Genomic DNA, 22,041 nt, shown 5'->3' with positions numbered 1-22,041 from the left:
TTTCAAGAGGGTGGTTGTTTTATGGACGAAGCAATCAAAAAAGAAGTACTGGCCAAAGCGAGGGAAATGGGTGTAAAGTTCATCCGCCTGCAGTTCACCGACATTCTCGGTGTGCTCAAGAATATGGCCATCACCGTGGAACAGCTGGAAAAGGCCCTGGACGGGGAGCTTATGTTTGACGGCTCTTCCATTCACGGATTTACCCGCATTGAAGAGTCCGATATGTACCTTCGTCCCGATCCCAGAACCTTTGCCGTATTCCCCTGGCGTCCCCGGGACGGTGCCGTGGCCCGCCTCATGTGCGATGTCTATAATCCCGACGGCACCCCTTATGCCGGCTGCCCCCGCAACACTCTCAAGCGGGTGCTGGCCGAGGCGGCGGAAATGGGCTTTACCATGAATGTGGGGCCTGAGCTGGAATTCTTCCTTTTCCAGGTGGATGCCGGGGGACGTCCCACCCTGCGCACCCACGATAGGGCCGGTTACTTCGACCTCAGCCCTGTGGATCTGGGGGAAAACGCCCGCCGGGCCATGGTGCTCACCCTGGAAGAAATGGGTTTTGAAATTGAGGCTTCCCACCACGAGGTGGCTCCCGGCCAGCATGAAATTGACTTTAAATATTCCGATGCCCTGGATTGTGCCGATAAAATTGTGACCTTCAAATTTGTGGTGCGGACCATTGCCCAGCGGCACGGTTTGCATGCCACGTTCATGCCCAAGCCCGTCTATGGCATTAACGGCAGCGGCATGCACACCAACCAGTCCCTCTTCCGGGGGAACGAAAATGCTTTCTATGACCCTTCCGCCCCCGACGGGTTGAGTGATATTGCCCGCTACTACATCGGTGGTCTAATAAAGCACGCCCGGGCCCTGGCTGCGATAACCAACCCCACGGTAAACTCCTATAAACGCCTGGTGCCCGGTTATGAGGCCCCGGTTTATATTGCCTGGTCGGGGCGCAACCGCAGCCCGCTGATCCGCATCCCGGCCAAGCGGGGCATGTCCACCCGCATTGAGCTGCGCAACCCCGACCCGTCCTGCAACCCCTACCTGGCCCTGGCGGCCTGCCTGGCGGCCGGCCTGGATGGGATTAAAAACCGCATTGAGCCGCCGCCTCCCTGTGACCGCAACATTTACGAGATGACCGCTGCCGAGCGGCGGGAACTGGGCATCGAGAGCCTGCCCGCCAGCCTGGAGGAAGCCCTGCAGGAACTGGCCGGGGATGAGGTAATCAGGGGGGCTCTGGGCGAAGACATTTACACCAAGTTTGTCGAGGCCAAACAAAAGGAATGGGAAAACTACCGCGTCCAGGTTCACCCCTGGGAAATTGAAGAGTACCTAACCAGGTTTTAAAAAGTTTTGTTACCATCCTCCTGATAGCCCTGCCGGGGATACCCGGTAGGGTATTTTTTTCCAGGGTAAAAAATTTGTCAAAAAGCCCTTTTCTTTTGAGGTATTTATGGTATATACTATAAACTAGCTTTAAAATAACGGTGCAACAACATAATTCGGGTACGATGTTGTATCCGGAAGGGGCAATGGGGCCCACATGCAGCAGGTGAAACCTCTATCCTGCAGGTGTGGCCTTTTTTTCGTAAATAGCCCCGGTTTTTTAGAAGGGAGAGGTTGAAGGCCCGTGGCTCAGTTAACTAACGATGATGTAAGGCATCTGGCCAAAGAACTGGGAGTAAAATTTATCCGCCTGCAGTTTACTGATATTTTCGGCGTGTTAAAAAACGTCTCCATTACCGTGGAACAGCTGGACAAAGCCTTAAATGGGGAGATGATGTTTGACGGCTCTTCCATTGAAGGTTTTGTCCGTATCGAGGAATCGGACATGTACTTGCGCCCGGACCCGGCCACGTTTGTGGTCTTTCCCTGGCGCCCCCGGGACGGGGCGGTGGCCCGGTTGATATGTGATATTTATAACGCCGATGGGACACCCTTTATCGGCGACCCCCGTTATGTGCTCAAGCGTGTTATAGCCCAAGCCAGGGAAATGGGCTTTACCATGAACGTGGGGCCGGAGGCGGAATTTTTCCTCTTCCACGTTGACAGTGACGGCCGTCCCACCACCATCACCCACGACCGGGCGGGCTATTTTGACCTGACGCCTGTGGATTTGGGTGAAGATGCCCGGCGGGACATGGTCCTCACCCTGGAGCAGATGGGTTTTGAAATCGAGGCTTCCCACCATGAGGTGGCTCCCGGGCAGCACGAAATTGATTTTAAATATGCCGATGCCCTGGATACCGCCGACAAGGTGGTCACCTTTAAGTTTGTGGTGCGCACTATCGCTCAGAGGCACGGGCTGCATGCCTCCTTCATGCCCAAACCCATATTCGGCATTGCCGGTTCAGGCATGCACTTAAACCAGTCCCTTATGAAAAACGGGGAGAATGCCTTTTACGATCCCCAGGCACCCCTGCAGTTAAGTGATACAGCCCTGTATTACATCGGCGGCTTGATGAAGCACGCGCGGGCCATTGCCGCCATAACCAACCCGACGGTAAACTCGTACAAGCGTCTGGTTTCCGGTTACGAGGCACCGGTGTATATCGCCTGGTCCTCCCGCAACCGCAGTCCCCTCATCCGTATTCCGGCCAAGCGGGGCCAGTCAACCCGCATCGAGCTGCGCAGCCCGGACCCGTCCTGCAACCCGTACCTGGCCCTGGCAGTGTGCCTGGCGGCGGGGCTGGACGGTATTAAAAACCGCATTTTGCCTCCGCCGCCCTGCGACTGCAACATTTATGAAATGAGTGCCAGGGAACGGGAGGAGCGGGGCATCGGCTGCCTGCCCGAGAGTTTGAAGGAAGCCCTGGATGAGCTGGAGCGGGACGAGGTGATCAAGGAAGCTCTCGGCCCCCACGTATACAGCCGCTTCATGGAGGCCAAGCGCATCGAATGGGACCGTTATCGCGTGCAGGTGCATCCCTGGGAGATTGAGGAGTATCTGACCAAGTACTAGGCGTGCTCGCTGGAGGACAGCGCAGTACCTTGCGGAAGGGCCGGACGGGCCAGGAAGCCGGCCGAACTTGAGCGCCGGGGAACGACCGCCTCCAAAATATGCGAAAATAAATTGAACCGGTACAACGGTGTGCCGGGGTAACGAGGGCAACGAGGCCCACGTGCAGGTCACCTTTCAAGGAGGAAAATGTCCCTTTCCATCCCACAGGCCTGCCGTGGGCTTTTTTAGTCTTTTTAACCACTGAAGGAGTGACGGAAATGCCTCGAGTTGTGGCCAAGCCGGAAGTCTGTATTGGTTGCCACCTGTGTGAGGTCTGGTGCGTGGTGGCCCATTCACGCAGTAAAAACATTCTCAAAGCATTTCTCCATGAAACACCACGGCCGGTACCCCGGGTGGTGGTGGAAGAAAACCTGCCCTTTACGCTCCCCGTGCATTGCCGGCACTGCAGTGAACCGTCCTGCGTGGAGGCATGCATCAGCGGGGCACTGTACAGGGACCCCCTCACAGGCCGGGTGGAGCACGATGCCGGCCGCTGTGTGGGCTGCTACAGCTGCGTTATGGCCTGTCCCTACGGGGCAGTGGTCATCGATGAAGTCAACCGCAAAGTAGCCAGGTGCGATCTGTGTAAGGAAATGGGAGAACCGGCCTGCGTGAAGCAGTGTCCCAACCGGGCACTGGTTTACCAGGATTCGTTCACCAGTTAGGCAAGGGGGAAGCTTATGGAGAGGTTTGATTATCTGATCATTGGTAACTCGGTGGGTGCGGTGGGTTGCATTGAAACCCTGCGTTCATTCGATAAAAGCAGTTCCATAGCTGTTATCGGGGAAGAGCCACACCATGTCTATTCCCGGGCCCTGCTGCCCTATTACCTGGATCATGAAGTGCCCGTGGAGAAAATGCTCTACCGCCCGGTGGATTTCTATGAGCGTCTGGGAGTTACCCCTGTGCTCGGCCGGCGGGCGGTGGACCTGGATACGGCCGGACACGTGGTAAAGATGGATGACGGCCGGGCCATCTCCTATGGAAAACTGCTGCTGGCCACCGGCGGGCGGCCCATTGTCCCCCCCATACCGGGACTGGATACGGAAAAGGAGAACATCTGTAACTTTGTGGCGTTGCAGGACCTGCAGCGCATCAGCCGGTTGCTCCCGTCGGCCAGGCGGGTGGTGGTGCTCGGCGGGGGGATCATCGGCCTTATGGCTGCCGAGGCACTGCACAAAAAGGGTCTGGAGGTTGGCGTGGTGGAACTGGCTCCCCGGGTGCTGGCGCCGGTGGTGGATGAGTTTACCTCCCGGCTGATAGAGGAGGCCTTCCGCCGGTCCGGCGTGGCCATATATACCGGAACCACCTTTAAAGAAGTCCAGGGCGGGGAGCGGGCCACCGGAGTGGTGCTCACCGACGGTACTTCCCTCCCCTGCGATCTGCTGGTGGTGGCCGTAGGTGTGGTCCCCCGGGTGGACCTGGCCAGGCAAGCCGGGCTGGCCGTGAACCGGGGTATTCTGGTGAATCGACAGATGGAGACATCCGCTGCCGGTGTTTATGCCTGTGGAGACTGTGCCGAAGTTTACGACTTCCTGACGGGTAACCGGCGCGTGCTCCCCCTGTGGCCCAATGCCTACGCCGGCGGCCGGGTGGCCGCGTACAACATGCTGGGTATGAAGCGGGAATATGACCGGGCCACCTCCATGAATGCCATGCACTTTTTTGACCTGAACATTATCACGGCCGGTCTCAACACGGCAGGGGAAAAGGATGGCTTTGAGGTTATCAGCCGTTTTGATGCCGGCTCCCGCAGCTACCGGAGATTTGTGTTGAAGGACGACCGCATTTACGGGTTTACCCTGGTGACCGGGATTGCCCGGGCGGGTATCTTTCTTCACCTGATGCGCCGGGGTTGCCCTGTTACTTACTTTAAAGAGAAGCTCCTGGAGGAGGAATTCGGTTACCTGGCCATTCCGGAAGGCCTGAGACGGGAGTTGCTGATGGATGAAGGAGTGATGAGCGAACATGCGGCCGCAAATCAGTGAGCGTTACCTGCCTGAAAAAGATTCCCAGGCCTGCGGTTTGTTTGGAGTAATGAACACGGCCGGGGAAAGGTTTGGCGGGGAAATGGCCATAAACGCCATGGTGAACATGAAGGTGCGGGGTAACGGTCTGGGCGGCGGTTTTGCCATTTACGGGCTTTACCCGGAGTACAGGGATTATTACGCCCTGCACATCATGTTTGAGCGTCACCAGTTGGGGGCCAAAGAAATAGTGGATGAATTTCTGGCCGACCATTTCCACGTGGTCTATGATGAAGAAATCCCCACCAATAAAAAGGCCACGGTTCTGAACCCGCCGGTGGTGTGGCGTTATTTCGTATCTCCCCGGCAGCAACTGGAAGAAGAAAATAACCTGTCAGATGATGAGTTCGTGGTGGAAAAAGTAATGTACATCAACACCCGGATCGATGGTGCTTACGTCTTTTCTTCCGGGAAGGACATGGGCGTTTTTAAAGGGGTGGGTTTCCCCGAGGAGATTGCCGATTATTTCATGCTTGACCGGTTGTATAAAGGATACATCTGGACCGCCCACAGCCGTTTCCCCACCAATACGCCCGGGTGGTGGGGCGGGGCACACCCATTTTCCATCCTGGACTGGACGGTGGTGCATAACGGTGAGCTTTCTTCCTACGGCACCAACCGCCGGTATCTGGAGATGTTTGGCTACTACTGTACCCTTTATACGGATACGGAAGTGATGGCCTATGCCGTGGACCTGCTCATGCGCCGGCAGGGCCTGCCCATAGAAGTGGTGTCCAGGATCTTCGCCGCCCCCATGTGGGACATCATTGAGCATATGGAACCGGAACGCCGGGAGCTTTATAAGACCCTGCGCATGGCCTACGCCCCCCTGTTGATGAACGGCCCCTTTACGGTTATCGTCGCCCATCATAATGAAATGTTCGGCCTGACCGACCGCATCAGGCTGCGGCCAATTACGGCTGCTGCGGCGGGGGATTTTGTCTTTCTTTCTTCTGAAGAGGCATCCATCCGGGCCGTGGCTCCCCGGCTTGACCTGGCCTGGACGCCGCCGGGGGGCGAGCCGGTAGTGGCCCGGCTGCATACCAGGGACCATCTGGCCAGCCTGGCCCGTGCCGTGTAAAGTTAATAAGGTACCCAGGCACCTTACTAACGTTATTCAGTGAACCCGGTTGGATGCGGCGCTGTCCCCGCTCACTCCAATGCTCCGCGCCGACAGCACCGCGGCTCGCTTCGGGCCGGCTCTGGCTCTCTGCGGATTGCTCGCCACTAATCATTCTTCGTTGATACCTCTTGAAACAATATGTTTAAAAGGTCTTCTTCCGAGTAGTTCGTCGTGCGTCCTCGAGAGCCGAGCCGGCAGCCTCGCTTCACCGGGTGCTGTTACCGGCGCTTCGCAAGTCGTTCGCTCCGGACAGCGCCGCATCCTCCTCATAACGGTTTTATTGAATATTCACTTAATTAACTTATGTTAACTTATATGCTGACCGGCATTTAACAAGATCACACATAATGAGGGTGAGATAGCATGTTTTCCCATCTGTTACCCGAGTTTCTGGTTGAACGCCGCAGTGACCGGTGTATAAAGTGCCGGGTCTGCGAGCGGCAGTGTCCCAACGGGGTTCACCATTACGATCCAGAACTGGACCTCATGTTCAGCGACGAAAGCCCGTGTGTGGGGTGCCAGCGTTGTGTGGTGTTCTGCCCCACCAACGCCCTTTCTGTATACCCGCACCCGACGACCTACCGTCCCAATGCCAGCTGGACCAGGGAGAAGCTGCAGGATTTAAAGAAACAGGCCGAGACCGGAGGGGTTATTCTGACCGGCAGCGGCAATGACAAGCCCTACCGGATTTACTGGGACCACCTGGTCCTGAATGCCTCCCAGGTAACCAACCCTTCTATCGACCCGCTGCGGGAGCCCATGGAACTGCGTACTTACCTGGGGCGCAAGCCGGACACCCTGGAAGTGGAAGTGTGTGGGGACAGAGTGTCCATTACCTCCCGGCTTTCACCCAATGTGCCCGTGGAAACGCCCATCCTTTTCTCGGCCATGTCCTACGGTGCCATCAGCTACCAGGCCTTTGTGTCCCTGGCCATGGCCGCTAAAGAGTTCGGCACCCTCTTCAATACGGGTGAAGGCGGTCTGCCCCGGGAAATGCGGGAAAAGTTCGGCCCAAATGCCGTCGTGCAGTGTGCCAGCGGGCGCTTTGGGGTGGACCCGGAGTATTTAAACTCGGCAGCCGTGGTGGAAATCAAGATCGGCCAGGGGGCCAAACCGGGTATTGGCGGTCACCTGCCGGGAGAAAAGGTGGCGGCCAACATTGCCCTGACCAGGATGATCCCCGAGGGTACCGATGCCCTCTCCCCGGCGCCGCAGCATGACATTTATTCCATTGAAGACCTGTCCATGCTCATCTATGCCCTGAAGGAGGCCACCAACTACGAAAAGCCGGTTTCCGTCAAGATTGCGGCGGTGCACAACGTGGCGGCCATTGCCTCCGGCATAGTCAGGGCCGGAGCAGATATCGTGGCCATTGACGGCCTGCGGGGCGGTACCGGTGCCGCGCCCAAAGCCATCCGGGATAACGTGGGTATTCCCATCGAGCTGGCCTTAGCGGCAGTGGACCGGCGGCTGCGGGAAGAGGGCATCAGGCACAAGTGCTCCATCATCGCGGCCAGCGGTATCCGCTGCAGTGCAGACGTGGTCAAAGCCATTGCCCTGGGGGCGGACGCGGTGTACATCGGTTCGGCGGCACTGGTGGCCATGGGCTGCACCCTGTGCCAGAAATGCTATACCGGCAAATGTGCCTGGGGTATCTGTACCCAGGATCCCTACCTTTCCCGCCGCCTGAACCCGGAAATCGCCAGCCAGCGGCTGGTCAACCTGCTGCGGGGCTGGAGCCATGAGATCAAGGAAATGCTGGGCGGCATGGGCATTAACGCCATTGAAAGCCTGCGGGGCAACCGGGAACACCTGCGCGGGGTGGGCCTGGAGGGCTGGGAACTGGACGTGCTGGGAGTAAAAGGAGCGGGGGAGTGAGAACATGGCGGTAAGCTGTGCCCGATACGGGCTGCGGGAAATGTTTTTAGGTGGTGTTAGATCCCTTGATGAACTGAGGAGCCGCCTTTCAATAGATGGGCAGGAGGCAGAAATAGACGCCCGGGATCTTGTGCACAAGGAAGTAAATGATCTGATCCGGGAAGCGGCCCTTTCCGGTGCCCGCAGGATCACCCTGCTGAACGTTTGCGGCCAGCGTTACATCGGGACGCGGCTCTTTCTCCCACAGCAGGAAGGCAAAATAGAAATTCATGTTTATTCCACGCCGGGCAACGACCTGGGAGCTTTCCTGGCCGGGCACCGCATCGTGGTGCACGGCAATGCCCAGGACGGGGTGGGCAATACCATGGATGACGGCGAGATCGTGGTTCACGGGCGGGCAGGGGATATCGTAGCCATGGCCATGCGCGGCGGCAGGATTTTTATCCGGGACAGCGTCGGTTACCGGGCGGCCATTCATATGAAGGAGTATACCGGCAAGGTGCCGGTACTGGTAATCGGCGGGACGGCCCAGGACTTCTTTGGCGAATACATGGCCGGGGGTATTGTGATCCTGCTGGGCCTAAACCTCAAGCCGGGCGAGCGCCACCACGCCCACTACATCGGTACGGGCATGCACGGCGGGGTAATTTACCTGCGGGGAGAGGTTGCCCCCTACCAGCTGGGCAGGGAAGTGGGCGTGCTGGAGCTGGATGACAAGGACCGCCGGCTTTTACACCGGTACGTTGGTGAATTTGCCCGGCACTTTAACCTCAATGCGGAAAGCATCCTGGATGACCGTTTTGTCAAACTGATGCCGGTATCCAAAAGACCTTACGGCAGGGTATATGCTTATTAAAACACGAGCAAATAAATGGCTGCTGTTTTGCAACGCAAGCGTGCGACCTTGCAGGTGCGTGCAAACAGCGGCCATTATTATTTTCCGGCGATATGCCCGCCGCATCTTGATCCTGACATCTTGCGTTAATCCGATATTCAATCGTGCCTGTGTTTTGTGTTAAAATATACGTATTCCAGAAAGAACGGGGGGAGAGACATGAAACATACCCTGGCGGTGCTGGTGCTGAACAAGCCCGGGGTACTGGCCCGGATTTCCGGCCTGTTGAGCAGGAGGGTGTTCAATATAGAAAGCATTGCTGCCGGATATACCGAGGAGCCGGACATCACCCGCATTACCATCGTGGTAAATGGAGACGACCGGGAACTGGATCAGGTGGTCAAGCAACTGTCCAAGTTGATTGACGTGATCAAGATCCAGGAACTGCACAGCAGTGAATCCATTGAAAGAGAGCTGGCCCTGATTAAAGTCAAAGCGGACCCGACCCGCCGTTCGGATATTGTCGACATCGTGGAAATTTTCCGGGCGAACATTGTGGACGTCAACCGGGAAACGATGGTGGTGGAGCTTACCGGTGACGAGGAAAAAATCAATGCCCTCTGCGCCGTCCTGGAAGACCACGGTATAGTGGAAATGGTCAGAACGGGGAAAATTGCCCTCTGCCGGGGTCCGGGGGCAACCAAATACTATCAGGAACAGTAAATTATACCCTTTTTCAGCCAGGTATTGACATAAGAACCGCCCAAATGTATATAATATGTAGTGCTGGTATTTTTAGTGCGAATTAAGGGGGTTTGGTGGTGGCTCAGGTGAAAAGGATTATGATTACCCTACCCGACAATCTCCTGGCCGAAATGGATGGAATAGCGGCTGCGGAAAAATCAAACAGGAGCGAATTGATCCGGGAAGCCATGCGCTTTTACCTCGCCGAGCGCAAGCGTCAGCAACTCCGGGAGCAGATGAAGAAGGGTTACCAGGAAATGGCCAGGATTAACCGGGAATTAGCCGCAGAACAGTGGCTGGGGGATGAGGATCAGGAACATTACAGAAAGGCGGAGGTAAAATAAACCCATGCAGGTCCGCCGTGGCGACATTTTCTACGCCGACCTCAGCCCGGTGGTGGGTTCGGAGCAGGGCGGTACCCGTCCCGTTTTGATCCTGCAAAATGATATTGGTAATCAATACAGTCCTACCACCATAGTGGCGGCCATTACTTCACAGATTGCCAAGGCCAAGCTACCCACCCATGTGGAGATGCCCGCAAGTCCCGGTGGGCTGGAGAAGGATTCCGTCATCCTGCTGGAACAAATCCGGACCATTGACAAGAGCCGCCTGCTGGAGAAAGTTACCTCCTTAAATCGCGAGACCATGCAGAAAGTGAATCATGCCGTGGAAATCAGCCTGGGATTGGTGGACATCTAGAGCGCCTGCATCAGGGTGCTTTTTCTTTTGCTGGAGCGGGGGTGCTTTAAAAATGCTTCCGGTGATCGGTATTATCCCGGCCTGGAATGAGGAAAAAGGGCAGTTTTTTGTAAGCCGCTATTACACGGCGGCAGTGGAAGCGGCCGGGGGAGTTCCTGTGTTGCTGTCCTATATAGCGGGAGAGCCGGGCTTGCTGGCGCAGCTCAGGCTTTTAGACGGGCTGGTTCTTTCCGGCGGCGGCGACGTGGATCCCGTTTATTTCGGTGAAGAGCCCCTTCCAGGTTGCGGGGAGATAAGCCCGGAACGGGATAAATTTGAGCTCGAACTGGCCCGGCGGGCGTTATCCCGGGGCCTGCCCGTCCTGGGCATTTGCCGCGGGATCCAGGTGATGAACATCGCCGCCGGCGGTGATATTTACCAGGATATTTTGACCCAGGTGCCGGGATGTTTAAAGCACCAGCAAAAAGCGCCCCGCTGGAGCCCTACCCACGAAGTAATCATCGAGGAGAATACCCGCCTGGCCGGCATATTTAAGGCGGGGGCTCTGCGGGTGAACAGTTTTCATCACCAGGCGGTGCGCCGGCCCGCACCGGGATTTGTTGTTTCCGCCCGGTCCCGGGATGGGATTATCGAGGCGCTGGAAAGCTCCGGCCGGGGGTTCGCCCTGGGAGTACAGTGGCACCCGGAAACCATGTGGGAGCGGGATGAACGCTTTTTAAACCTTTTTAAAGCCCTGGTGGATGCCGGCCGGGAATATGGAAAAAATAAATAAAAAGGAGATGCTGGGTTGGATGCTGGCCTTAACCGGAGGAACGGTAATTACCATGACCGGTCAAATTTATGAGCCGGGAATGGTACTGGTGGAGGAGGGCAAAATTGTCGCCGCTGGGCCCCTGGACAGGATCCCGGCAGGGGTTGAGGTGGACGACGTCACCGGATACCTGGTCATGCCGGGCTTTATTGATGCCCACTGTCATGTGGGAGTGGCTGAGGAAATTTACCGGGAAGAGGGGGACGATACCAATGAGTATACCGATCCCGTTACCCCTCACCTGCGGGCCATCGACGCCGTTAACCCTGCGGATCTGGGCTTTGAAGATGCCCGGTCCGGGGGAGTGACCACCGTGGCCACCGGTCCCGGCAGCGCCAACATCCTGGGGGGAGAAATGGCAGCCCTGAAAACCGCCGGCCAGGTAGTCGACCGGATGGTGGTCCGGGCGCCGGTGGGCCTGAAAGCGGCCCTTGGCGAAAACCCCAAGCGCACTTATGCCCGCGAGAAGAAAATGCCCGCCACCCGTATGGCTTCGGCGGCTCTTTTAAGGGAGGCCCTGGCTAAAGCCAGGGATTACCAGCGCAAGCTGGAAGCGGCGGCAGCCGGCCGGGGCGAGCATCCCGGCCGGGATCTGAAGATGGAAGCCCTGCTGCCGGTTCTGCGGCGGGAAATTCCCCTGCGGGTACACGCCCACCGGGCTGACGACATCATGACCGCCCTGCGCATAGCCCGGGAATTTGATCTACTGCTGGTGGTGGAACACTGCACCGAGGGTTACCTGGTGGCCCGGGAGCTGGCCGCTTACGGGGCCATGGCCGTGGTGGGGCCGGTGATAACCAACCGGGCCAAGGTGGAGCTGAAGGGTATTTCCCTGGAGACCCCCCGGATTCTGGCCGAGGCCGGGGTTACCTTTGCCATTATGACCGATCACCCGGTGGTGCCCATTCAGTACCTGGCGTTGTCCGCCGCCCTGACCCTCAGGGGCGGGCTGTCCGAAGAAAGAGCTCTGCGGGCCATTACGCTGGATGCAGCCAGGATCCTGGGCCTGGAAAGCCGGCTGGGCAGCCTGGAGCCGGGTAAGGACGCCGATATAGTGGTGTTGAGCGGCCATCCCTTTGATCCCCGTACCCGGGTAGTCAAAACTTACATTGAAGGGCGCCTGGTTTATCTACCCCGGCCATAAAAATTTTATTTTTCTTAGCAGGATCAGATAATTTCCCTGTCGAATATTCATGACGGAAAGATTAAACTATAATGTTAATTAGTGTCATATTATGTCGGAGGTGTAGGGAGTGAGAGGGGAGATTCTTGATGTTCTAATAGTTGACGATCAGCCCGGAGTACGTTACTTGCTGGAGATTCTCATTAAAGAATTCGGCCACCGGGTACACACTGCGGAAAACGGGCTGGTAGCCCTGGAGAGGGTACGCCAGATTCATCCGGATGTAATCTTTATGGATGTAAGAATGCCTTTAATGGACGGCCTGGAGACGCTGCGGCGGGTTAAAAAGATCACCTCCGACACCGTTGTTATTATCATGAGCGCTTATCTTTCCGATCATACCGTCGAGCAGGCCCTGAAGAATGGCGCTTATTGCTGCCTGGCCAAGCCCTTTGATATAGAAAAGATCAAGGAGCTGATCCAGGCTCTTTCCTGGCAGCACCGGAAAAGGGACTGGAATCAGAGCTATGTAATTTAGGTTCCAAGCCTGGTAATTTAAAATTTGCAACTTCAAAATATAAGCAGGAAAAAATTTTTTTTAAGCGAATAATTACATACAATATACAGGTAAATAAGGGCATTTTCAACCCATGGGGGTGCCCGGCGGCATCAGCGGTTGCCGGGCTGAGAAAAGCGTTTAACGCTTTACCCTTTGAACCTGATCTGGGTCATACCAGCGTAGGGAAATGGGTGAACCGTTAGCGTATTACACCCGTCTCCTGATCAGGTAGATGGGTTTTTTTATGGGAGGGGTTTTTGTGGGGGATTTTTACCGGGTTCTGGACGCCAATTTTAACCGTGCCCGGGAAGGACTGCGGGTGGTGGAGGAAGTAGCCCGCTTTATTCTGGATGATCCGCAAATAACCATGCGCATTAGAAAAATACGGCACCGTCTGGGCCTGCTGCAGGAGAAGCTTACCGGGCAGGGGATTGTTCTGGTCGAGGCCCGGGATGTTTGCAGGGACGTGGCTGCTCCCGCCCCTCCGGCAGCGGGAGAGGAAAAAATCAACCTTTTACAGCTAATTACGGCCAATTTCAAGCGGGTGCAGGAAGCCGTCCGGGTGCTGGAGGAGTATGCCCGTCTCCTGCCGTTCCCCGCCCCTTTTAAAGAAATACGCTATGAAGTGTACGCGCTGGAACAGGAAATGGCCGGCCGCCTGGTGCGGCCGGGTACGGGCAAAGTTCCCGGGAGGGTTGATTACAGCCTTTATGTGATCACGGGCGATAAATTCAGCCGGGGAAGGCCGCTGGTGGAAGTGGTCCGGGCGGCCATTGAAGGCGGGGCCACGGTTATCCAGCTGCGGGAAAAAGATTTTACCGCCCGCCAGCTGGTCGATGCCGGGCACCAGCTGCGCCGTCTGACCCGGGAAAAGGGAGTAACCTTTATTGTCAACGACCGGGTGGATATAGCCCTGGCGGTGGAGGCCGATGGTGTCCACCTGGGTCAGGACGACCTGCCCGTGGGTATGGCCCGGAAAATCCTTGGCCCCGGCAAAATTATCGGTGTTTCCACCCACAGTGTAGAGCAGGCCCTGGAAGCCCAGCGGCAGGGGGCGGACTATATCGGTGTGGGACCCGTCTTTGAAACCCGGACCAAGGATGATGTTCAGGCTCCGGTGGGTGTGGACCTGGTGCGGCAGGTGGCTTCCGTGGTCAGCATTCCCAAAGTGGCCATCGGGGGCATCAAGGCGTACAATGTGGAAGAGGTGATTGCCGCCGGGGCTGACGGAGCGGCAGTGATCACGGCAGTGGTGGCGGCAGAAGATATATCCGGCGCTGCCCGCGAACTGCGTTCCCGGATTGACAGGACAAGGAGGTAATAAACATGACCCAGCTTTTAGCAGCCCGGAGAGGAGAAATAACGGCGGCCATGCGCCGGGTAGCGGAAAAGGAAAAATTACCGGTGGAGGAAATTTTAAAGAAGGTGGCGGCCGGAACGGTGGTCATACCGGCCAACAGGAACCATGGTAATCTGGACCCCTGCGGCATTGGTGAGGGCCTGCGGACGAAAATAAACGCCAACCTGGGAACATCCACCGCCTTTCCCGATATTGAAGGTGAGCTGACCAAACTGGAAGCCGCCTTAAAAGCCGGGGCCGACGCGGTGATGGACCTGTCCACGGGTGGAGACCTGGATGGCTGCCGCCGGGCAGTTATTGCAAGGAGCCCTGTACCGGTGGGCACCGTGCCCATTTACCAGGCGGCTGTGGAAGCCCGGGAAAGGCGGGGCGGTATTGTCAGAATGACCGCCGACGACCTCTTTGCCGTTATTGAAAAGCAGGCTGCCGACGGGGTAGACTTTATCACCGTCCACTGCGGGATCACCCTGGAAGCCATTGGCCGCCTGCAAAGGCAGGGGCGCGTCACCGATATTGTCAGCCGGGGCGGTTCCTTCCTGGCCGGGTGGATGCTGCACAACGGCCGGGAAAACCCCCTGTACGAGCATTTTGACCGCCTGCTGGAGATATGCCTGCGTTACGACGTTACCCTGAGCCTGGGGGATGGCCTGCGGCCCGGGTGCCTGGCCGATGCCACCGACCGGGCCCAGATTCAGGAGTTGATTGTGCTGGGTGAACTGGTGGACCGGGCGCGGGCGGCGGGTGTCCAGGCCATGGTGGAAGGACCCGGACACGTTCCCCTGGACCAGGTGGCGGCCAACGTGCAGGTACAGAAAACGTTGTGCAAGGGGGCTCCTTTTTACGTCCTGGGTCCCCTGGTTACTGATGTGGCACCCGGCTACGACCATATTACCGCTGCCATTGGGGGAGCGGTGGCTGCCATGGCCGGGGCGGACTTCCTGTGCTACGTAACTCCTTCCGAACACCTGGGGCTGCCCACTTTGGAAGACGTGAAGGAGGGTGTGGTCGCCTCCCGCATTGCTGCCCACGCGGCGGACCTGGTCAAGGGGGTGCCGGGAGCCCGGGAATGGGATCTGGCCATGGCCCGGGCCCGCAAGGCGCTGGACTGGAAGGCGCAGATCAACCTGGCCATTGACCCGGAAAAGGCCCGCCGGTATCGCGAGAAACGCAATCCGGCCGGGACCAGGGCCTGCACCATGTGCGGCGAGTTCTGCGCCATGGAGATTGTGGCCAGGTACCTGGGTGCGGAGAAAGTGGAGGAATGCTAAAAAGGCCCGGTTGCGGGTGAAGGGACGGATGAACGCCGTCCCTTTTGATGATTATATTAAAAAATACGGCACAAAACTTTCGGGATGGTGTTCGGGTCATACCAGGCTGTTTCAGGGGAGTGATTGATTGTTGAAACTCGGGGAACTGGGCGAATTTGCCCTTATTGATCGCCTTTCCCGGGATCTGGTCCACCGGCCGGAAGAGGTGGTGCGGGGCATTGGGGATGATGCGGCGGTGCTGGACTTCGATGGCCCGCGGTGGCTGTTGTTCACCACCGATATGCTGGTGGAAGGAGTCCATTTTTCGCTGGATTATGCCTCCCCCGCCCAGGTTGGGATTAAGACTGTGGCGGTTAATGTGAGCGATATTGCCGCCATGGGCGGCTGGCCCGCCCATGGCGTGGTTTCCCTGGGCCTCCCCCCGCGCCTGTCCGTGGAGGAGGTGGAGGAACTCTACCGGGGCATCAGGCGGGCAGCGAAGGAATATGATTTGAACATCGTCGGCGGGGATACGGTGCTCAGCCCGGAGCGGCTGGTAATCAACGTGGCCCTGCTGGGCTTTGTGGAAAAGGGCCGGGCGGTATGCCGCAGCGGGGCCAGGGTGGGGGACCTGATCTGCGTCACCGGCAGCCTGGGCAAATCGGCCGCCGGGCTGTACCTGTGCCAGCATCCGGAGGCCGGGGCTGGCCCGGGGGTGGCGGCTTACCTCAAGCGGGCCCACCTGGAGCCCCGGGCAAAACTGCGCAGCGGGCAGATTTTATCCGCGGCGGGGGTAACGGCCATGGATGACGTCAGTGACGGCCTGGCTGCCGAACTGCGGGAGATCTGCCGGGCCAGCGGGGTGGGCTGCCGGGTGCGGGCGGCGGATATTCCCGTGGACTACCGGGTGAGAGAAGTGGCTGCCCTGGCCGGCCGGGATCCCCTGGACTGGGCTTTTTCCGGGGGTGAGGATTTTGAGCTGGTTTTCACCATTCCGCCGGAACGGGTTGCCCTGGTGGAGGAAAGGCTTGCCGCGGCCGGCGAGGAATGCCGTTGTATCGGAGAGGTTATCCCGGCGGAAAAGGGAATGGTGCTGGAATTGCCCGGCGGCCTTTGCGTGCCCCTGGAAGCCCGCGGCTACGATCATTTTGCCCCTTAACCCTTTCGGCTTACTAAGAGTTTTGCCCCGGCCTGTCTATGGGTTATAATACTGGCAGGCTTTTCTGTTCCGGTATAGAATTAAGAAACAGGTGGTTTCATGGCTCTGGAATGGCAGACCCGTTCCGCCGGGGAAACGGAAGAACTGGGCCGTCTCCTGGCCTCCCTTTTACAACCGGGGGACGTCCTTTGCCTGCACGGGGAGCTGGGTGCGGGTAAAACGGTGCTGGCCCGGGGCATTGCCCGGGGGCTGGGAGTTGCCGGGCCGGTAACCAGCCCCACGTTTACTTTAATTAACGAATACTCCGGCCGCCTGCCCCTTTATCATATGGACGTTTACCGCCTGGAAGGGCCGGGGGATATGGCTGACCTGGGTTACGAGGACTATTTCTACGGGTCCGGCGTGACCCTGGTTGAATGGGCGGGGCGGGTGAAGGAGATTTTACCTTCTGAAAGGCTGGATATCTACCTTGAGGGCTCTCTCCAGGATCCCGAGCTGCGCAGGATTTTGTTTGCCCCCCGGGGGGAGCGCTATGAAGAACTGGTGAAGGAGTTGAGCACCCTTGTTCGTGCTCGGCATTGAAGCTGCAACCCCGGTGGCTGCAGTGGCGGTGGTCCGGGGGGAAAAGGTGCTGGCCGAACGGATGGTCAACAACCAGCGTACCCATTCGGTGAACCTTTTGCCCATGATAAAAGCCGTAATGGAGGATGCAGGGGTTACCCGTAAAGACCTGGGGGGTATAGCCGTTTCCTCGGGTCCCGGGTCCTTTACCGGCCTGCGCATAGGCATGGCCACGGCCAAAACGCTGGCCCAGGTCTGGGGGTTGCCCATCGTGGGTATCAGCACCCTGGAGGCCCTGGCCTATCCTTTAACGGGCCAGGAGGGGCTGATCTGCCCCATTCTCAACGCCCGCAGGGACGAGGTATACGCGGCGGTATACCGGACGGTCGCAGGGAAGCTGGAGCGGCTGGAGGGCCCCATGGCCATCCGCCCGGAGGAACTCGCCCGGCGCCTGGAATCCCGGGATCTGCCCGTTACTTTGCTGGGCGACGGCGTTCCCGTTTACGGTGAATTCTTCTTAAAACAGCTTGGTGGCCGGGTTTTACTGGCCCCGGGCAGCGCTTCCTGGCCCAGGGGGGCACCGGTGGCCGAGCTGGGTTACCGGCGGCTGGTGGCCGGTGAGGGTATGGATCCCCTGAAACTCTTGCCCGATTATATCCGGTTATCCGAAGCAGAAGTAAAATGGCTGCAAAAACAAAAAGGGTAAGCCGGTGTTTCCTATGGAACTGACTTTTACCGAAATGTCCTGTGAGCATCTGGATGAAGTTATGGCCATCGAGCGGGCCTCTTTCCCCACCCCGTGGTCCCGCCATGCCTTTACCCATGAGCTGCTGCAAAATGAGTTTGCCGTATATATTGTGGTCCTGGCGGGGCAGAAGGTGATCGGTTATGCCGGCATGTGGCTGATCCTGGATGAGGCTCACGTAACCAATGTGGCCGTACATCCCGACTACCGCCGGCGGCAGGTCGGGCGCAGGCTGATGCAGGAACTCATGCGCCGGGCGGTTATGCTGGGAGCCAGCCGCATGACCCTCGAGGTGCGGACCTCCAACCAGGTGGCCAGACGCCTTTATGCCTCGCTGGGTTTTGTGGAGCGGTGACGGCGCCGGGGTTATTATACCGATACCAACGAGGATGCGGTAATTATGTGGAAGGACCCCCTTGATGGATTCTGGAGTGGGAGGTGAGCAGGTATGAACCCCGGTATGCGTTTGGTAGTCCGCCTGGGCGGCCTTGTGCTGGCTGCGGTGGGGCTGCTGGCCAACCTGCCCGCAGGCTGGACCATCGGGCTGGTGGCGGCCGGGCTGGCCATCTTTTTGCTGGCCGGCGGTGGCGGGTGAGGTTGTTAAGATGCGGCAGGTTGGTAACCTGCGGGAAAGATGCCGGCCCCATGGGTAAAAGTGCCGGCGGTCATTGTTAAAAAAAGATCTTGACAATCCCCGGAAAGGGGTGTTAATTTATACTCAATAGATACCCCTACAGGTATTAGTATTTTCATATACCGGTAAGGGTAGATGGTACCGGCCCGGCCGGGCCGGTACCTGAAAGATGGTTGAAATATATCCCGGAATAAGGAGGCGGAGTTTGTTTATGACCACAGCGGAACTGCAGAACATCAAGGCGGATAAGGTTGTGGACGCCCGGGGGGTTTCCTGCCCCGGCCCCATTACCCGCCGCCTTCTTCCTGGCTAAAAGCGGTACAGTGCCGGCAGGTGCCTGGACTGCGGGGTTTGCTCCGAGTGCCGCCAGTGTGCGGCCACCTGCCCGGCCGGTGCCGTTGACCTTTCCATGAAGGAGGAGCAGAAAGAGTATCAGGTGGGTGCGGTGATTATAGCCACGGGGTTTCAGCTCTTCCCCGCCCGGGAGAAGCCGCAGTACGGTTACGGGAAGTTTAAAAACGTCATCACCGGCATGCAGATGGACCTGCCCCCAAAGGGCCGGTCTTTTTTGTGCCCTTTCATAACTATCCGGGGCGGCAGTCATACCCCGTTCCTTTGTGCCGGGGACCGGCGGGATTATCTCTTAAAGGGTTCCGTGCCTTCCGGGAATTTACCCCGGCCTGCCCCCGGGTTATAATAGGGAGAGGTAATTTTTACGTGCTGCCCGGCAGCATTCTGGAGGCTGATTGGAGATGGGGATATATAACGATGTGACGGAATTGATTGGTTCCACGCCCCTGGTTCGCCTGCGCCGGGTGGCTTCCGGCCTGCCCGCTGCCGTCCTGGCCAAGCTGGAGTACTTCAATCCCGGGGGCAGCGTTAAAGACCGGATAGCCTGCAATATGATCCGGGAGGCGGAAGAAAAGGGGCTGATCACCAGAGATACGCTGATCATCGAGCCTACCAGCGGAAATACCGGTATCGGCCTGGCCATGGTCTGCGCAGCCCGGGGTTACCGCCTGGTGCTGACCATGCCCGAAACCATGAGCGTGGAGCGTCGCAGGCTCCTGGCTGCCTACGGAGCCGAAGTGGTTCTCACCCCCGGCAGCGAGGGTATGGCCGGGGCGGTGCGTAAGGCGCAGGAGCTGGCGGCTTCTCACCCCAACGCCTTTATCCCGCAGCAGTTTGCCAACCCGGCCAACCCGGCAGCCCACCGGGCCACCACGGCCGAAGAAATCTGGCGGGATACCGGCGGCGAGGTGGATTTCTTTGTGGCCGGCGTTGGCACCGGGGGTACCATCACCGGGGTGGCCTCCGTTTTGAAGGCCCGCCGTCCCTCCCTGCGGGCGGTGGCGGTGGAACCGGCCGCCTCGCCGGTGCTTTCCGGCGGGGAGCCCGGGCCCCATAAAATTCAGGGCATTGGTGCAGGTTTTGTGCCGGAAGTGCTCGACCGGTCCCTGCTGGATGAAATCATCCGGGTAACCGATGAAGATGCGCTGCACACTGCCCGCCGCCTGGCCCGGGAGGAGGGCCTGCTGGTGGGGATCTCCGCGGGGGCGGCCGCCTGGGCGGCCATCCAGGTGGCCAGCCGGCCGGAAAACCGGGGTAAAAACGTGGTGGTCCTGCTCCCGGATACGGGAGAACGCTACCTTTCCACCGATTTGTTTGATTATTAAAGTGAAATTAAAGTGAAAGGCTTCCGGCGCCCAGGCACTGCTGCCGGGTTTGATCCGGGGCCGGTATGGCCGTGGTACCGGCAGGCTTGTAAAGCAAGATGTTCCGGCTGTCGCTGTTAAGCAATGCCTGTCTTTAAAAAAGTTTACTGGACGGGAGATGTGACCGATGAGCTCGCCTGCCAGGGCACCGCTTTTACTCCGGCAGAGTAAGGAATTAATAACCGCTAATTTGGAACGCCCTTTTGTCAATCCTTACCTGGCCATCCTGGTGGGGGTGATGGGGGCTGCCTTCTCTTCCATTTTTACCAAGCTGGCCGCGGCCCCGCCCATGGTTATTGCCTTCTACCGGCTGGGGTTTACCGTGCTCATGATTGCCCCCGTGGTCCTGACCAGGGAGCGGGAGGAACTGCGCTCCATGGGCCGGCGGGATATCCTTCTGGCCTGCCTTTCCGGCGTTTTGCTGGCGCTGCATTTTACTGCCTGGATTGCCTCCCTGGAGTACACTTCCATCGCCAGCTCCACCGTACTGGTGGCCATGCAGCCCCTGTTTACCGTTCTGGGGGGCTACCTGCTCTACAGGGAAAAAATCGCCCTCCCCGGGCTGGCGGGGGCAGCCCTGGCCCTGCTCGGCAGCGTTATGGTGGGGGTTGGCGACTTTCAAATCGGGGGGCGGGCCTTCTGGGGGGACATCCTGGCCTTTGCCGGGGCCATTTTTGTGGCCGGCTACGTTTTAATCGGGCGCGGCCTGCGGCACCGACTTTCACTGCTCCCCTACATATTCGTCGTCTACGGGGCCAGTGCGGTGACCCTGCTGGCGGGTGCCCTGCTGGCAGGGGTACCCCTGTTTCCGTATCCCCCGACGACATGGCTGTGGTTCTTTCTCCTGGCCCTGGTATCCACCATTTTCGGCCACACCATTTTCAACTGGGCCCTGCGTTACGTCAAGGCGGCCGTGGTGTCGGTGAGTCTGCTGGGCGAACCGGTGGGGGCCACCATTCTGGCTTACTTCATTTTTCATCAAGTACCTTCGTTCCTGCAGCTGGCCGGGGGCCTGGCCATCATTGCGGGGCTGGCCATTTTTATCCGGGCGGCCGGGAGGCAGGAGTAGAGTATGGGTAATATACATTTGCTGCCTACCGTAGCGGGCTGGGTGGGCACCGCCTGGAGTGAGCGGGGGCTGGTGGCCCTCACCTTTCCCCGGCCCCATCGGGAGGGGGCCTTGGCTGCCCTGCGGGATGAATCGGGGTGCGGCGCAAATTGCCGGGGCGGATCGGCGGCGGAAGAGTGGCTTTCCGTCCTGGAAGAGCGGCTGAACCGGTATTTCCGGGGGCAGCGGGTTTCCTTTACGGATATCCCCGTGGACTTCTCCTTATACAGGCCCTTTACAGTGCGGGTGCTGGAAATCGTGCGGCGCATAGGTTACGGCCAGTTATGGTCATACCGGCAGGTGGCGGAGGCCGCCGGCTACCCCCGGGCCGCCCGGGCTGCGGGCGGGGCCGTAAGGGCCAACCGGGTTCCCCTGGTCATACCCTGCCACCGGGTCATCTGCAGTGACGGGTCCCCGGGCGGTTTCGGGGGCGGGCTGCCGCTGAAACAGTGGCTGCTGGAGCTGGAAGGCGTGCGTCCCGGCCCCGCCGGGCGATACCAATTGACAAACGGCCCGGTTATGCGGTAATATAAGTAAGGTGCGGCATGTAAGCCGGGCCGGCAAGTAAATACTCAGCGCTGGTGTAGCTCAGCGGTAGAGCAGCGCACTCGTAATGCGCAGGCCGTCGGTTCGAATCCGACCACCAGCTCCAGCCTTGAGAATCAAGGGTTTCAGCCTCCGGAGTGTCCTTGCGAATGCGCAGGCA

At 58.6% G+C, this 22,041-nt stretch carries 23 protein-coding genes, 1 tRNA gene, 1 pseudogene and 1 riboswitch; all 25 genes and pseudogenes read left to right on the top strand.

Annotation, left to right across the window (positions count from 1 at the left end):
- Positions 1-21 precede the first annotated feature (21 nt).
- The 25 genes and pseudogenes from glnA (BR83_RS0112195) (at position 22) to BR83_RS0112070 (ending at position 21,987) form a co-directional block, all read left to right on the top strand.
- Positions 22-1,353: a type I glutamate--ammonia ligase gene (gene glnA, locus BR83_RS0112195; protein WP_027357311.1), complete on the top strand. Its 1,332-nt coding sequence runs from the start codon at positions 22-24 to the stop codon at positions 1,351-1,353.
- A 283-nt stretch (positions 1,354-1,636) separates the two neighbouring features.
- On the top strand, positions 1,637-2,968 hold the full coding sequence (glnA, locus tag BR83_RS0112190) for a type I glutamate--ammonia ligase (protein ID WP_027357310.1): 1,332 nt from the start codon (positions 1,637-1,639) through the stop codon (positions 2,966-2,968).
- Between the two features lie 257 nt (positions 2,969-3,225).
- On the top strand, positions 3,226-3,672 hold the full coding sequence (locus BR83_RS0112185) for a 4Fe-4S dicluster domain-containing protein (RefSeq protein ID WP_027357309.1): 447 nt from the start codon (positions 3,226-3,228) through the stop codon (positions 3,670-3,672).
- A gap of 15 nt (positions 3,673-3,687) precedes the next feature.
- Positions 3,688-4,995, top strand: coding sequence for an NAD(P)/FAD-dependent oxidoreductase (locus BR83_RS0112180; RefSeq protein ID WP_027357308.1), 1,308 nt, complete (start codon positions 3,688-3,690; stop codon positions 4,993-4,995).
- Positions 4,976-6,115: a class II glutamine amidotransferase gene (locus tag BR83_RS0112175; RefSeq protein ID WP_027357307.1), complete on the top strand. Its 1,140-nt coding sequence runs from the start codon at positions 4,976-4,978 to the stop codon at positions 6,113-6,115. The genes BR83_RS0112180 and BR83_RS0112175 overlap by 20 nt, the downstream gene beginning before the upstream one ends.
- 405 nt (positions 6,116-6,520) lie before the next feature.
- Positions 6,521-8,035 (top strand): glutamate synthase-related protein, encoded by a 1,515-nt coding sequence (locus BR83_RS0112170; RefSeq protein WP_027357306.1) that lies wholly within the window; start codon positions 6,521-6,523, stop codon positions 8,033-8,035.
- A 4-nt stretch (positions 8,036-8,039) separates the two neighbouring features.
- A complete protein-coding gene (locus BR83_RS0112165; protein WP_027357305.1) occupies positions 8,040-8,891 on the top strand; it encodes a GltB/FmdC/FwdC-like GXGXG domain-containing protein in 852 nt (283 codons plus the stop codon).
- A gap of 198 nt (positions 8,892-9,089) precedes the next feature.
- Complete coding sequence (gene ilvN, locus BR83_RS0112160) at positions 9,090-9,593, top strand: acetolactate synthase small subunit (RefSeq protein ID WP_027357304.1); 504 nt, start codon at positions 9,090-9,092, stop codon at positions 9,591-9,593.
- Between the two features lie 98 nt (positions 9,594-9,691).
- On the top strand, positions 9,692-9,958 hold the full coding sequence (locus BR83_RS0112155; RefSeq protein ID WP_027357303.1) for a CopG family ribbon-helix-helix protein: 267 nt from the start codon (positions 9,692-9,694) through the stop codon (positions 9,956-9,958).
- 4 nt (positions 9,959-9,962) lie between these two features.
- A complete protein-coding gene (locus BR83_RS0112150; protein ID WP_027357302.1) occupies positions 9,963-10,313 on the top strand; it encodes a type II toxin-antitoxin system PemK/MazF family toxin in 351 nt (116 codons plus the stop codon).
- Positions 10,314-10,365: 52 nt separating this feature from the next.
- Positions 10,366-11,085: a gamma-glutamyl-gamma-aminobutyrate hydrolase family protein gene (locus BR83_RS0112145; protein WP_027357301.1), complete on the top strand. Its 720-nt coding sequence runs from the start codon at positions 10,366-10,368 to the stop codon at positions 11,083-11,085.
- Positions 11,086-11,104: 19 nt separating this feature from the next.
- Positions 11,105-12,268, top strand: a complete 1,164-nt coding sequence (locus tag BR83_RS0112140; RefSeq protein WP_027357300.1) for an amidohydrolase — start codon at positions 11,105-11,107, stop codon at positions 12,266-12,268.
- Between the two features lie 109 nt (positions 12,269-12,377).
- Entirely contained in the window at positions 12,378-12,785 is a 408-nt protein-coding gene (locus BR83_RS0112135; RefSeq protein ID WP_027357299.1) for a response regulator, read from the top strand.
- 104 nt (positions 12,786-12,889) lie between these two features.
- Positions 12,890-13,010, top strand: a riboswitch (TPP riboswitch).
- A 55-nt stretch (positions 13,011-13,065) separates the two neighbouring features.
- Positions 13,066-14,127, top strand: coding sequence for a thiamine phosphate synthase (locus BR83_RS16785; protein WP_157833019.1), 1,062 nt, complete (start codon positions 13,066-13,068; stop codon positions 14,125-14,127).
- Positions 14,128-14,132: 5 nt separating this feature from the next.
- Positions 14,133-15,434 carry a phosphomethylpyrimidine synthase ThiC gene (gene thiC / locus BR83_RS0112125; protein ID WP_027357297.1) on the top strand — a complete coding sequence of 434 codons (1,302 nt, stop codon included), beginning with the start codon at positions 14,133-14,135 and terminating at the stop codon, positions 15,432-15,434.
- A gap of 130 nt (positions 15,435-15,564) precedes the next feature.
- Positions 15,565-16,572, top strand: a complete 1,008-nt coding sequence (thiL, locus tag BR83_RS0112120; RefSeq protein WP_027357296.1) for a thiamine-phosphate kinase — start codon at positions 15,565-15,567, stop codon at positions 16,570-16,572.
- A gap of 99 nt (positions 16,573-16,671) precedes the next feature.
- Complete coding sequence (tsaE, locus tag BR83_RS0112115) at positions 16,672-17,154, top strand: tRNA (adenosine(37)-N6)-threonylcarbamoyltransferase complex ATPase subunit type 1 TsaE (protein WP_027357295.1); 483 nt, start codon at positions 16,672-16,674, stop codon at positions 17,152-17,154.
- The gene (tsaB, locus tag BR83_RS0112110) at positions 17,135-17,839 is read left to right on the top strand and encodes a tRNA (adenosine(37)-N6)-threonylcarbamoyltransferase complex dimerization subunit type 1 TsaB (RefSeq protein WP_027357294.1); all 705 of its coding nucleotides are present in this window, start codon (positions 17,135-17,137) and stop codon (positions 17,837-17,839) included. Before tsaE ends, tsaB begins: the two co-directional genes overlap by 20 nt.
- Before the next feature lie 13 nt (positions 17,840-17,852).
- Positions 17,853-18,320: pseudogene (gene rimI / locus BR83_RS15885) on the top strand (ribosomal protein S18-alanine N-acetyltransferase).
- A 6-nt stretch (positions 18,321-18,326) separates the two neighbouring features.
- Positions 18,327-18,473: a hypothetical protein gene (locus BR83_RS17215; RefSeq protein WP_157833018.1), complete on the top strand. Its 147-nt coding sequence runs from the start codon at positions 18,327-18,329 to the stop codon at positions 18,471-18,473.
- A gap of 448 nt (positions 18,474-18,921) precedes the next feature.
- Positions 18,922-19,209 carry a hypothetical protein gene (locus BR83_RS17655; RefSeq protein WP_027357293.1) on the top strand — a complete coding sequence of 96 codons (288 nt, stop codon included), beginning with the start codon at positions 18,922-18,924 and terminating at the stop codon, positions 19,207-19,209.
- 55 nt (positions 19,210-19,264) lie between these two features.
- Positions 19,265-20,188, top strand: coding sequence for a cysteine synthase A (gene cysK, locus BR83_RS0112085; RefSeq protein WP_027357292.1), 924 nt, complete (start codon positions 19,265-19,267; stop codon positions 20,186-20,188).
- Between the two features lie 166 nt (positions 20,189-20,354).
- Complete coding sequence (locus BR83_RS0112080) at positions 20,355-21,296, top strand: DMT family transporter (RefSeq protein WP_084327240.1); 942 nt, start codon at positions 20,355-20,357, stop codon at positions 21,294-21,296.
- 3 nt (positions 21,297-21,299) lie between these two features.
- Positions 21,300-21,863 carry a methylated-DNA--[protein]-cysteine S-methyltransferase gene (locus tag BR83_RS15880; protein WP_051618207.1) on the top strand — a complete coding sequence of 188 codons (564 nt, stop codon included), beginning with the start codon at positions 21,300-21,302 and terminating at the stop codon, positions 21,861-21,863.
- Between the two features lie 49 nt (positions 21,864-21,912).
- Positions 21,913-21,987: transfer RNA gene (locus BR83_RS0112070), tRNA-Thr, on the top strand.
- Positions 21,988-22,041 lie beyond the last annotated feature (54 nt).

The organism is Desulfofundulus thermocisternus DSM 10259 (assembly GCF_000686645.1).
GTDB classification, from domain to species: Bacteria; Bacillota; Desulfotomaculia; order Desulfotomaculales; family Desulfovirgulaceae; genus Desulfofundulus; species Desulfofundulus australicus.
The sequence above is the reverse complement of the archived record's forward strand: the minus strand, read 5'-3'. Positions and strand labels throughout refer to the sequence as shown.